At 60.5% G+C, this 12,607-nt stretch carries 11 protein-coding genes; 2 read left to right on the forward strand and 9 right to left on the reverse strand.

The window, feature by feature from the left end; genetic code table 11:
- Nucleotides 1-4: 4 nt before the first annotated feature.
- Genes WCY17_RS05385 through WCY17_RS05395 form a run of 3 tightly spaced genes read right to left on the reverse strand, consistent with a single transcriptional unit; the run spans nucleotide 5 to nucleotide 3,617 of the window.
- The gene (locus WCY17_RS05385; protein WP_372701149.1) at nucleotides 5-1,042 is read right to left on the reverse strand and encodes an ABC transporter ATP-binding protein; all 1,038 of its coding nucleotides are present in this window, start codon (nucleotides 1,040-1,042) and stop codon (nucleotides 5-7) included.
- The gene (locus WCY17_RS05390) at nucleotides 1,039-2,589 is read right to left on the reverse strand and encodes an ABC transporter permease (protein WP_372701150.1); all 1,551 of its coding nucleotides are present in this window, start codon (nucleotides 2,587-2,589) and stop codon (nucleotides 1,039-1,041) included. Before WCY17_RS05390 ends, WCY17_RS05385 begins: the two co-directional genes overlap by 4 nt.
- Nucleotides 2,586-3,617: an extracellular solute-binding protein gene (locus WCY17_RS05395; protein ID WP_372701151.1), complete on the reverse strand. Its 1,032-nt coding sequence runs from the start codon at nucleotides 3,615-3,617 to the stop codon at nucleotides 2,586-2,588. Before WCY17_RS05395 ends, WCY17_RS05390 begins: the two co-directional genes overlap by 4 nt.
- A gap of 248 nt (nucleotides 3,618-3,865) precedes the next feature.
- Between WCY17_RS05395 and htpG the strand changes: the two genes are divergently transcribed.
- Nucleotides 3,866-5,767, forward strand: coding sequence for a molecular chaperone HtpG (gene htpG, locus WCY17_RS05400; RefSeq protein WP_372701152.1), 1,902 nt, complete (start codon nucleotides 3,866-3,868; stop codon nucleotides 5,765-5,767).
- Nucleotides 5,768-5,811: 44 nt separating this feature from the next.
- On the opposite strand, the gene WCY17_RS05405 is transcribed toward htpG, so the two are convergent.
- The 6 genes from WCY17_RS05405 to WCY17_RS05430 form a co-directional block, all read right to left on the reverse strand.
- Complete coding sequence (locus WCY17_RS05405; RefSeq protein WP_372701153.1) at nucleotides 5,812-6,867, reverse strand: NAD-dependent epimerase/dehydratase family protein; 1,056 nt, start codon at nucleotides 6,865-6,867, stop codon at nucleotides 5,812-5,814.
- Nucleotides 6,868-6,928: 61 nt separating this feature from the next.
- Nucleotides 6,929-7,864: a branched-chain amino acid ABC transporter permease gene (locus tag WCY17_RS05410; RefSeq protein ID WP_372701154.1), complete on the reverse strand. Its 936-nt coding sequence runs from the start codon at nucleotides 7,862-7,864 to the stop codon at nucleotides 6,929-6,931.
- A 21-nt stretch (nucleotides 7,865-7,885) separates the two neighbouring features.
- The gene (locus tag WCY17_RS05415) at nucleotides 7,886-8,740 is read right to left on the reverse strand and encodes a branched-chain amino acid ABC transporter permease (protein WP_372701155.1); all 855 of its coding nucleotides are present in this window, start codon (nucleotides 8,738-8,740) and stop codon (nucleotides 7,886-7,888) included.
- A gap of 15 nt (nucleotides 8,741-8,755) precedes the next feature.
- Complete coding sequence (locus tag WCY17_RS05420) at nucleotides 8,756-9,496, reverse strand: ABC transporter ATP-binding protein (protein WP_372701156.1); 741 nt, start codon at nucleotides 9,494-9,496, stop codon at nucleotides 8,756-8,758.
- The gene (locus WCY17_RS05425) at nucleotides 9,489-10,223 is read right to left on the reverse strand and encodes an ABC transporter ATP-binding protein (RefSeq protein WP_372701157.1); all 735 of its coding nucleotides are present in this window, start codon (nucleotides 10,221-10,223) and stop codon (nucleotides 9,489-9,491) included. Before WCY17_RS05425 ends, WCY17_RS05420 begins: the two co-directional genes overlap by 8 nt.
- Nucleotides 10,224-10,310: 87 nt before the next feature.
- Nucleotides 10,311-11,453 (reverse strand): ABC transporter substrate-binding protein, encoded by a 1,143-nt coding sequence (locus WCY17_RS05430; protein WP_372701158.1) that lies wholly within the window; start codon nucleotides 11,451-11,453, stop codon nucleotides 10,311-10,313.
- 222 nt (nucleotides 11,454-11,675) lie between these two features.
- Between WCY17_RS05430 and WCY17_RS05435 the strand changes: the two genes are divergently transcribed.
- A complete protein-coding gene (locus WCY17_RS05435) occupies nucleotides 11,676-12,593 on the forward strand; it encodes a LysR family transcriptional regulator (RefSeq protein ID WP_372701174.1) in 918 nt (305 codons plus the stop codon).
- The last annotated feature ends 14 nt before the right edge of the window (nucleotides 12,594-12,607 follow it).

Raw genomic sequence — 12,607 nt, forward strand, 5'->3', positions numbered from 1 at the left:
GATATCAGTGGGTAGTACGGTCCGGGTAGACCATGCACGCGCCCAGCACACGGACATACCCGCTGGCGTGCAACGCAGGCGCCAGCAGCGAAGCCATGCGCAGGTCGAGACACAAGGCATCCAGCGTCAGGCTGACCAGCGTATGATCCCCCCGGAATGAACGGCGGTCGACCTGGGCGGGGGTGCCTGGCGGTGCGTCGTGCCATTGCAGCTGCTCGGGGCGCACCATGATCATGGCATCGCCGCGCACCCCGGGTTGCCCCGGATGCAGCGGCAGCGTGCCCAGGGCGCACTGGGCGGCGTGTTCGGTCACATCGCCCGAGAGAAACAGGGCGCTGCCCGTCAGCCGGGCCACGGCCGGGCTGGCTGGCTGCCAGTAGACTTCCTCGGGGTGCGCGCGCTGCATGATACGCCCGTCCTGCATGACGGCCAACTGGTCCGACACCGCGAACGCCTCGCCGGGGTCGTGCGTGACCAGAACCGTCGTGGTGCCGGTCTGGCGCAGGACCTGGATCACGTCTTCGCACATGTTGCGGCGCAGATCCAGATCAAGCGCATTGAAGGGTTCATCCAGCAGCACCAGGTCCGGCCCGGGTGCCAGTGCACGCGCCAGGGCCACCCGTTGCTGCTGGCCCCCCGAGAGTTCGTGGGGGTAACGCTTGCCCAGGCCTTCAAGCCCGGTCAGCGCGAGAACCTCTTCGATACGACGTGCCGGATCATCCTGGCGTGTCAGGCCGAAGCGCACATTGCCCTCCACGGTCAGGTGGGGAAACAGCGTGCCCTCTTGCGGGACGTAGCCGATACCGCGGCGTTCGGGCGGCACGAACACCCGCTCGGAGGCCATGACCTGTTGATCGAATGCGATGCGCCCCCGATCGAGGGGCTCGAAGCCCGCGATCAGGCGCAGCAGGGTTGTCTTGCCGCAGCCCGAGGGGCCCAGAAGAGCCAGCACCGAGCCCTGCGGGATGTCGAGCTCGATGCCCCGCAAGACCGGAGTCTGGCCGTATTGCTTGTGCAGTCCGGTGATCGTGATATGGCTCATGGGGCCTGATACAGCATGCGACGGGTAAAGATCCAGACGGGCACGATGGAGACCAGTACCAGCAGGGCGGCAAAAGGTGCCGCTGCGGCGTATTCGGCATCGACCGTATGCATCCAGACTTCCGTGGCCAGTGTAACAGTGCCGGTGGGGGCCAGCATCAGCGTGGCAGTGAGCTCGCGCACGATCTCGAGCATCATCAGGGCCAGCGCGGCTCCGATACCGGGCGCGATGTTGGGCAGGATCACGGTGAAGAACACCGTGATGGGCCGGCGCCCGAGGCTGCGTGCAATGGGCTCGAGCTGTGGCGATACCAGTTCGACCGACGCGCGCAATGAGGATTGCGCCAGTGGCAGATACAGAATGGCATAGGCCGCCAGCAGGACGGCCACACCTTGGTACAGCGCGGGTGCCACGCGGATCGACAGGTAGACCAGCGCCAATGCGACCACCACCCCGGGCAGCCCGTGGACGATGTACGGCAGGCGTTCGGCAAACTGGGCCAGGGGTCCGCGATGTCGTACCGAAAGCAGAACCAGCGGAATGGCGAGCGCGCTGGTGAGCAACGCGCCGGATGTGGCCAGCGACAGGGTGCCCCGGACGGCAGGCCAGAGCTGCGTCATGCCGCTGCCGGCCGAACTGCCGTGCGTCAGCCACCAGGCCAGCGTGAGCAGTGGCACACCCAGGGACAGGAAGCCCAGCATGCCAAAGGCGCCGAGTACCGGCCAGGTGGCGCGCCGCAGGGGCAGCGGCTGGGCAAGCCGGGCGCTGCCCCGACCGCTGCGTGATATGCGCCGACGGCCTCGCAGGCGCATTTCCGCCCAGGCGGCCGGAATGCAGAGCAGCATCAGCACCACGGATTGCAGGGCGGCCGAGGCGCTGTCGAATTGCAGCTCGTAGGATTCGAAGATGGCCGTGGTGAATGTCTGTACCCGCAACAGGGCCAGCGCCCCGAATTCGGCGAACATATGGGTGAGTACGAGTAGCGACCCACCCCCCAGGGCGGGCAGCAGCTGGGGCAGCAGGGCATGCGTGAAACTGCGCCACGGGCCATGTCCGAGTGAGCGTGCCACATCTTCACAGCCTGGGTCCGTGCTGCGCAAGGCCGCAGCCACGGGCAGGTACACCAGCGGATAGCTGGACAGCGCCAGGATGAAAATGGCCCCGGCCAGGTTCTGGAAGGCCACGTCGATCGACGCCCAGGCATAGCTGGACACGAAGGCGGGTACCGCCAGTGGCAGGCCCGCCAGTACTCGCCAGGCGCGACGTCCGGGCAGATCGGTGCGCTCGACACACCAGGCTACAGACAGGCCGATCAGGGCCGACAGGATCATCACCCCCATGGCCAGGGTGATGGTGTTGATCAGGAGTTCCGCCGTGCGGCTGCGGAACAGTTCGGCCACCGAGCCGGCCAGACCGGTTTGCAGTGTGCGCACCGCCACATAGATCAGCGGCAGGGCCACCAGCCCCATGGGCAACAGGGCAGCTGCCGCCAGCCAGTTGGGGCGGATGCGCCTGATCCGGCGCTGGCCCAGGCTCAGACTGGTCACGCCAGGCCAGCCTCGCGCCGCAGCACCAGGGCATCAGCGGCATCGCCCAGTTCAGCCGGGCTGATGGCCGGCGGGTTGAGCGTGTCGAAGGGCTTGAGATCGAACGGCGACTGAATCCCGGGGCGCAGCGGGTATTCTGCGACGGTATCGACCATGGCCTGCTGGCCTGCCGGGCTGACCATGAAGGCCACGAGTTGCTGCGCAGCCTGCGGGTTGGCTGCCGTCTTGAGCACTCCGGTGGCCGATACCGTGATCAGCCCCCCTGGATCGCCCGGGCCGGCATAGTGTATGGCCGACTGCATGTTCTCGGCCCCGACCTCTTTGGCGACGATGAACCAGTAATAGTTGTTCACCAGCGCGGTGGGGATTTCGCCGCGCTCGACGGCACGCATGGCGGCCATGTTGCCGTTGTAGATGCGCCCGTATTTCTTCAGGCCCTTGAGCCAGCCCAGCGCTGCGTCGCGCCCGTTGAGCAGCTTGATGGCAATGATCTGCTGCTGGAACGCACCGCTGGTAGGCACGAAGCCGACCTTGTCCTTCCAGGCCTCGGTGGCCATGTCGAGAATCGACGCTGGCAACTCGGCTGCCTGCACCAGATTGCGGTTGTATACGGTCACCCGGCTGCGGGCCGTGACGCCGGTCCAGGTGCCATCGCGGGATCCGTAGCCCGGAATGATCTGATCGAGCGTGTCCTGCGGCAGGGGCGCCAGCAGATGGTGATCATCCAGCGCCGCGACCGGTGGGCTCTCTTCGGCAAAGAACAGATCTGCGGGTGAGCGGCTGCCTTCCTCGATGATCTGGTTGGCCAGTTGAGTGCTGCTGCCCTTGCGGATCTGTACTTCGATGCCGGTGGCCTGCTGGAAGGCATCGACCAGCGCCTGCGTGGTACGGCTGTGCTGGCCGTTGTACAGGACCAGCGTTCTGGTATCGGCCGCCCGGGCACTGCGCAACCATGGGGCGGCTATCAGGGCCCCGCTGCCGAGCACCAGGCTGTTGCGCAGAAAATGACGTCGGGTGAGGTGGGTCATGGTGGTGTCTCACGATAAATGTCAACCTGCATTGTATGTCAAACAAGAATCATTATCTTTGCGATTCAGCAAAGTTTTTTGTGTATTCTTGTGTATGGGACGTGTCGATGCTCACTGTTCGTGCATGGGCCTGACTTGATATTTGCATCCCCGCCCCCAGCTAGCCAGACAGTGGCTGTGTACCCTCCGCATACCCTGGTGGCACAGCCGATTCGTTCAATCCTGACACATATCATGCATAGATCACTATGAGCCAGACAGACACACAAGCAGCCGATACCCTGGGGTTTCAGGCAGAAGTCAAGCAGTTGCTGCAGTTGATGATCCATTCGCTGTACAGCAACAAGGAAATCTTTCTGCGTGAGCTGATCTCCAACGCATCCGACGCCTGCGACAAGCTGCGCTTCGAGGCGATGGACAAGCCCGAATGGATGGAAGGCGGAGAAGAGCTGCGCATCCGGGTCGAGTACGACAAGGATGCCCGTACGCTCACGGTGGATGACAACGGCATCGGGCTGTCGCGCGAAGAGGCGATTGCCAATCTGGGTACCATCGCCCGTTCCGGCACACGCGAATTCTTCAGCCGCCTGACGGGCGACGAACAAAAGGATGCCCAGCTGATCGGTCAGTTCGGGGTCGGTTTCTATTCGTCATTCATCGTGGCCGAGAAGGTGTCGGTGCACAGCCGGCGCGCAGGCCTGCCTGCAGCCGAGGGGGTGCTCTGGGAGTCCGACGGCCAGGGCGAGTTCACCATTGCCGCAGTCGACAAGCCCGAACGGGGTACGCGCGTGACGCTGACCCTGCGCGCCGATGAAGATGAGTTCCTGTCCGGCTGGAAATTGCGTGACATCCTGCGGCGCTATTCGGATCACATCTCCTTGCCCATTCAGATGCACAAGGAAGAATGGGATGCCGAGAAGTCCGAGCAGGTGGTCAGGGATGAATGGGAAACCGTCAACCAGGCCAGTGCCCTGTGGACGCGCAACAAGGCCGACATCACTGACGAACAGTACAAAGAATTCTACAAGCACGTCAGCCATGACTTCGAGGACCCGCTGGCCTGGACGCACAACCGGGTCGAGGGGCGCAGTGAATACACCCAGCTGCTCTACGTGCCCAGGCGGGCGCCATTCGATCTCTGGGATCGTGATGCGCGCCATGGGGTGAAGCTCTACGTGCGCCGGGTCTTCATCATGGACGACGCCGAGCAGCTGCTGCCCGCCTATCTGCGTTTCGTGCGCGGGGTGGTCGACTCGTCCGATCTGCCGCTCAATGTCTCGCGCGAGATCCTGCAGGAAAGCCGTGATGTGCGTGCGATTCGCGACGGCTCGGCCAAGCGCATCCTGGGCCTGCTCGACGAAATGGCCCAGGACAGGCCCGAGGACTACGCCGAATTCTGGGGTCAGTTCGGTCAGGTCCTGAAAGAAGGCGTGGGCGAGGATACGGCCAACCGCGAACGGATCGCAGCCTTGCTGCGCTTTGCGTCCACCCAGTCCGACAGCCCCATCCAGAACGTCTCGCTGGCCGACTATGTGGGGCGCATGAAAGAAGGGCAGACCAAAATCTACTATCTCAGCGCCGATTCCCATGCCGCAGCGGCCCACAGCCCGCACCTGGAAGTCTTCCAGCGCAAGGGGATCGAAGTGCTGCTCCTGTCCGATCGGGTAGACGAGTGGATGCTTTCCTATCTGCGCGAGTTCGACGGCAAGTCGCTGGCCTCGGTGGCCAAGGGTGACCTGGCCCTCGATGCCTTCGAAGACGAGGCCGAGAAGAAACAGCAGGCCGAAGCGGCCGAGGCCTTCAAGCCGACGCTCGAGCGCCTCAAGGGCGCCCTGGGCGAGCGCGTCAAGGATGTCCGCGCGACGGCTCGCCTGGTGGATTCACCGGCCTGTGTGGTCGTCGACGAAAACGAGCTCAGCCCGCATCTGCTGCGCATGCTGAAGGCTGCAGGCCAGGAAGCCCCGGAGCTGAGTCCCATCCTCGAGGTCAACCCGCAGCACGCACTGGTCAAGCGCCTTGAGGCGCAGGACGATGCGTCATTTGCCGAATGGGCCGCCTTGCTGCTCGATCAGGCGCTGCTGGCCGAAGGGGCGGCGCTGAAGGATCCGGCCGGGTTCGTCAAGCGCATGAATGCGTTGTTGCTGGGGTAGGTGACGCTGTCGTGACATCACACCGCGTGGCGGTGTGATGTCCATCAAGGGATGATGCGTGCCGCCCGGAATTGCTCGATGTACCCCCGGAACATATCCTCGGTGTCGATCATTTCAGTGAATCCGAATCGATTCGCCTTCACTGTGTTGATGGCGCTGTCCCAGTTGCGCCTGAAGACGATGTTTGCATAAGGCCAGGGTGCAATTTCCATCAATTTTGTTTCACGCAAGCCATGGCGCCGTACCATGTCGTCCCACAGCGTCGAGTGTGATTCCATGAAGGCGACCAGATCCATGGGCCTTACTTCGCCCATGGGCATTTCGAACATCGACGCGATCCGGGGCCACATGTGCTCCCAGCGGAAATGATCGCCATTGGCGACGTTGTACGCCTGATTTGCTGCCCTTGGGTCGGTGGATGCCCAGATCATCAGGCGATTCAGAATACGGACATCCGTGGCGAACGTCAGGCGCCCAAAGGTTCCGTCATCACCGGGATAGTGCAGAGGTTCGCCCAATTCCTTCATGATGGATGCGTACACTGCAATCACGTTGGTCAGGTTGATACGGCCACGATAGGCGTAGCCGCATACTGCACCGGGGCGTGATGTCGACCATGTCCAGTTCTGGCCGGAACGACATTTCAGGGTATGGGCGTGTTGATCCGTATAGAAATAAGGAGGGTCTCCATCAGGATCATCTTCCCGGCATGGGGTCTTGTAGGGGCCGAGATCATAGCCGTACTGCTTGATCCCTTCGAGAACGTGTACATGCTGAAGCCCCGGGATGCGAGGCAGGGCCGCATCCATGAAATTCTCGAACATGGTTGTATTCAGTGTGTTTTCTTCGGTACGGGTCTTTCCATTGATCAGCGCCGTCCAGAAAATGTGGGTGACCGAACTCAGATCGCCCAGGAGGCGGTTGCATTGGCCCTTGTCGAGCAGATCAACCGCTCGGTGGTCTATGGGTACGTCGAGCCGAGGATTGCTGCGCGAGATGCCTATGATGTGTTTCCAGTGATGATCACGATGCAGCATTTCTGCGAGATTGGATCCGCAGGTGCCACCAACTCCTGCGATAAGGGCGACATTGTCTGACATGTGGGAATCCTCCTGCTGCTTGTCAATGTGGATGTGTGAACGGTTGCGGTCTGATCCGGGGTCAGGTGTGGGCGACGCGGCGAGTGAACAGGCGCGACAGCCCCCCGGGAAAGAAGCAGAGCACCAGAATGATGATCGTGCCAAGGATGATATTGTCCCAGTAGGCTCCCAGAGAAAACATTTTCTCTTGGGTGATGATCAACGCCACACCGATCAGAGGGCACAGCAGCTGGCGTCGACCGATCATGATCACGGCTGTCAGCATGATCAGCAGGAAATAGGCGCCAAATACGTCACTGCTGATGTAGGCACGCTGATAGGCATAGAGCCAGCCAGCGAGCCCGGCCAGTGGTGCGGAAAGCACCAGAACCTTCATGCGCACCAGCATGGGATTGATGCCCGACATGATGGCGAGCCCCGTGTTCAACTGCACAGTCATGGCTTCACTACCCAGTCTGGATCGTCGGAATGTATGTACAAGGTACAGGGTGGCCAGCAAGCCCAGATACACGACAGGCCACAGTTGCTGATCCGTGCGTGCCAGGTAGTCCAGCCCAAGGATGGAAAACTTGAGCGGCGGGATGCCGCTGATGCCATCGGTGCCACCCACGAACATCCAGTTATCGGCCAGGGTGATCGAAATCACGGCAAGTGAATAGGTGACCAGGGAGAAAATGAACTCGCGTAGCTTGAGCGTGATCAAGCCTACGAAAGCCGCGACGAGGGTACTTGCGGCAAGCGCCAGCATCAGCGTCTCGAGGGCGCCCAGACCGAACTGCGAGGAAGCGACGGCCGTCGTATAGGCGCCAGTGCCAAAGAATACGGTATGGCCGAGGCTGACTTCTCCCAGATCAGAGACCACGAGATCCAGGCTATAGGCCAAAATGGCGAATATGCCGATGATGACCAGCAGGCTGTAGGATACGTTGGAGCCCCCCATCAGCTGTGGTGCGAAGAACAGCGCGATGGCCAGCAGGGCAGTCATCAGAGGTTTCATGATCTTCATGTCGGTGCGGGCTCAGGCTTGCAAGCGATTGGGCTGCGCGATCAACAGCACGATCAGCACTACGAACGCAGCGGCGGTGGCAAAGGCAGCCGAGATGTAAGTGCTGAAGAAAGCGATGAAAATGCCCAGCAGCAGGGCAGCAATGTAATTGCCCAGAACATTGCCGATGCCGCCTATGATGACGACGATGAAAGTGATGATGGTTTCATCGAACCCCATGGAGGTGAGTATGGGGCTGCGGGGCGCCACCATGGCTGCCGCCAGCGTGACGGCCACACCTTCGAAGGCAAAGATCAGGAAATACGCCAGTCGGGCATTGATGCCGTAGAGGGCAGCCAGGGGCGGGTCTTCTGCCACCATGCGGGCCATCCGGCCGATGCGGGTATATTGGATGATCAGCCACGTGAGACCGTACATCAGTAATGCAGTGATGACGATGGCGATATCCTGGTAGGTGAACCACAGATCGTTCCAGTACAGATCGACGCTCGACAACGGGGTCTGCAGGATTTCGCCATTGGCCCCGAACAAGAGTGAGGCAACCCCGCTGATCACCTTGCCGAAGCCCAGGGTCACGATCATGATGGCGATCAGATCTTTCCTGAAGGTCAGCCTGAGCATGATCAACTGCATCAGAAAACCGATCAGACCGCCAATCACCATGCTGATCAAGATAGCCAGGCCATACGGGATGTCATATGCCGAAATGGCCCACCAGGTGGTGAAGGCGCCCAGCATGTACAGCTCGCCATGCCCGAAATTGACCAGTCGTGCGACCCCCAGAAGTATGGTCCAGCCGATGGCGATCAAGGCGTAGGCATGACCGATGACCAAACCATTGATCAGTTGCTGTATGAAGTTTTCCATGCTGCCTTGCCCCACTCAGGCCCGTCGTCCCAGGTAGACCTGGGCTACGACGGGGTTGATCTTCAACTCACTGGGAGTGCCTTCAAGCACCAGTTTCCCTCGTTCGAGCAACAACATCCGATCCGTCACGCGCAGCGCGGCATGTATGTTCTGTTCGACCAGCAGGACGGCCAGGCCATCCTGTGCCAATTCTCGTACGGTGGCCAGCACCGATTGCACCAGCATGGGTGCGAGGCCTATGGAGGGCTCGTCGAGCAGAAGGGCCCGTGGGGCAAGGCGCAGCGCATGGGCGATGCCCAGCATCTGCCGTTCGCCACCGGAGAGCTGGCTGCCTCGGTGGTGGCGCCGGTTTTTCAGGTTCGGGAACAGGGCATAGATATCGTCCATCGAGAATTTCCGGCGATCGCCAGTGTCCTGGGTGGTGCCGGAGTCGATCAGGTTCTGTTCAACCGTAAGCTGGTCGAAAATCAGCTTGTTCTCGGGTACCAGCGCAAGGCCTTTGCGAACACGCTGAAATGGTGGCAGATGGCTGATGTCTTCGCCAGCCAGATGGATTCGACCGCTGATTTTCGGTTGACCGCGCGACCATCCCAGGATTGCATTGACCAATGTGCTTTTGCCCGCACCATTGGCGCCTATCACGCCCACCATTTCGCCGGGCCGGATGTTCAGGGCTTCGATCTGTATTGCCAGATTGCCGCCATAACGCGCCTGCAGTTGCAGTACCTGCAAAACATTTGCGGCGGACTCATTCATCTTGTCGCCCCAGATAGGCTTCGAGCACCCGTTCGTCATTCTGCACCGCCTCGGGGCTGGCGTAGGCGAGCGTGCGGCCGTGGTCCAGCACCAGAATGCGATCGGCAATTTCCATGATCAGATCCATGTGGTGCTCGATGACCACTACGGCCAGCCCTTCCTCTCTGAATGACAGGATCAGCATGCGCAGCCGGTCCATATCGTCGCCGCCGAGCCCTGCCGCAGGTTCATCCAGCATGAGTACGGCGGGATTACTTCCGTAGGCCAGGGCGATGGACAACATGCGCTGTGTGCCATACGATAATTCATCGGGATAGTGGGCGTAGACTGATTCAGGTACGCCGATGCGGCTCAGGATCTGGGCCGCCCTGGCCTTGAGCTGCCCGAGGTGATCGCTGTAGGCGAGTGGCCGAAACAGGCTGTAGAAGAAATTTTTCCCCAGGCGGGGCATGAGTACCGCGACCATGTTGTCCAGCACGCTGAGGTCACGAAAGAAATTATTTTGCTGGAATGCCCTGCGTATGCCATATTCGTGAAGACGCCAGGAAGGCATTGCGGAGATATCGGTTGTGCCGATGAGCACCTTCCCCTGATGCGGCACGAAGTGAGTGACGGCATTCAGGCAGGTGCTCTTGCCGGCGCCATTGGGCCCTATGATGCCCAGAATCTCGCCTGAGCTCACGCTCCAGGACACGTCAGCAAGGGCAGTGAGGCCGCCGAATTTCACGGTCAACCCGTCAGCGCGCAACGATGTGGCGCCGCCGGGCCGACTCATGCCTGCCTGAACCGACATCTGGCTGCTCTCCGGTGAAGGCTAGTCTTTCGGAAAGGCGAACTTGCCGTCTTCCACCTGGAACATATAGCCCTTGCTCTGCATCTGGCCGTTGTCTTCGAATTGCACGTCGCCGTACACAGTGTCCTTGAATGCGCCGCCACGTATGTGTTGCGTGATGGTGTCCTTGTCGAGTGACTTGGTTTCATTGGCAGCCTTGGCCCAGACCAACAATGCCTGGCCCCCATTGGCAGTGTTCTTGTCGGGCAAAGTGTCGAAGCGTTCTTTCACCTTGGCGACGAAGCGCTGATTCATGGGCAGCGAGGCCAGCGGTTCGACGTCGGGGAAATAAATGTCATGACTGTAGACACCATCCGCGGCCGGTCCGGTCGTCTGCACGACGACCGGGAGCAAGGTGCCGACGGCAGCCAGAATGTCACCCGGCAGGCGCACGCTCTTGGCCTGACGCAGGAATGCGGGCAAACCGACGCCACCATTGGCGTTGATGATCACCGTCAGGTCCGGGTTGGCAGCCTTGATCTTGGTGAGCATGACGCGAAAATCGGATTCGCTGAATGGGAAGAGTTCGTCGGCGACGACTTCGTAATCATATCCAGCCTCTTCCAGTTTCTTTTTCACAGCGTCGCGCGTGTCCTTGCCATAGACGTCGTTTTCGGATACGTAAGCGACCTTCCTGTACTGTTTGTCGGTGATGAAGTCGGACATGAAGCGGCCATTCTGGCCGATTGAGCTGTTGATGCGCACAGGCGCCGGATTGCCCTCGCCGGAGAGGATCTTGTCGGCTGTCGAACTGGCCGTGATATCGGTGATGTTTGCACGGCTGATCACCGGCTGCATGGCCAGAGTGACGGAACTGATCCAGCCTTCGACGATGGCTGCGACGTCTTCGGCAATGAGATCATTGGCGCGTGACACGCCTACTGCTGGAGTCGCCTCATCGTCACGTTCGATGATCACGATTTTTTTTCCGAGTACTCCGCCGTCTTCGTTGATCAGATCAGCCATGGCCTGTACACCTTGCAGCAAGGTCTGTCCTTGAGGCGAGGAACCGCCGGACAAAGGGAAAATGGCTCCGACCTTGATTGTGTCGTCGGCAGCATGCGAGGAAGCAAATGGCATGGCTGCGCAGAACACGAGGCTCGATACGAGCAGTTTGAATTTCATGATCGATGTCTCCAGAATGGGCACGCGCTTGCGGCGCTTCATATTGCGCACTTGTGATCAATGCGTGGAATGACTATACCGAGCGCCTCCATCCACTGGTTTGATCAAACGGAAAAGGAGCGTTCATTGTGTCTGGATCATACCGTTGCAGATCGTGAACAGGCGTACGGCCTATACTTTGGCAAAGGCGTTGTAACTGTCAACACTGGATCAGGGAAACTCATGAAAGGGCTGGATATCCCATCATTGGAAGTTTTCGTGGCGGCGGTGGAGGAGAAAAGCCTGTCGCGCGCCGCGGATCGGGAAAACCTGGTGACCTCGGCGGTCAGCAAGCGGATCGCCGAACTCGAGAAGCATCTCGAACGCACATTGCTGCTGCGCCATGGCAGGGGGGTCGAGCCCACCCCTGCGGGTGCCTTGTTGTATCAACGGGCCAAGAATATCCTGCGCAGCGTGCAATTGGCCGAGATGGCCATCAACAAGTACTCGAACGACGGGATGGCCAAGATCCGCCTCGCGGCAAACCCATCCACGCTACTGCAGTTCCTGCCCGGCAAGATGGCCGAATTCTTCAAGGGCAGAAGCAACGTGAGCGTGGATCTGGTGGAGGCGCACAGTTTTGACATACCCCGTATGGTTGCTGAGGGCACGGTCGATCTGGGTATCTATCATGCCAAGTATCCGGCCGCCGGAGTCACGTCGTTTCCTTTTGTGAAGGATCGCGTCGGCCTGGTCGTGCCGTTGGGGCACCCATTGGCCGATCGGCAGGAGCTCCACCTCGAGGACGCCCTCGATTTTGATCTGCTGGGATATTTTCCCTTGCATTCGCTTGACAAGTTTCTGGCCTATGTGGGCTCCAGTGTCAGCCGTCCGCCCACCGTGAAACTGCAGGTCTCCAGCTTCGAGACACGTTGCAACATGATCCGGGAAGGGTTGGGGATCGGCATTGTGCCCGAGCGGATCGCGAGCAACTACCTGAGCAGCATGGGCCTGACGATGTTGCGCCTGAAAGATGACTGGGCCGTACGCCATTTCTTCATCTGTATCCTCAGTGAAACAGACAGCGGCCCGCGGGTGAAGGAACTGCTGCACACACTGAGCCCTGATGCAGCACGTGGCAGTGAGCACGTGCGGTCCTGATATTGCCGGAGCGC

This window comes from Castellaniella sp. (genome assembly GCF_041677825.1).
Classification (GTDB): domain Bacteria; phylum Pseudomonadota; class Gammaproteobacteria; order Burkholderiales; family Burkholderiaceae_B; genus Castellaniella.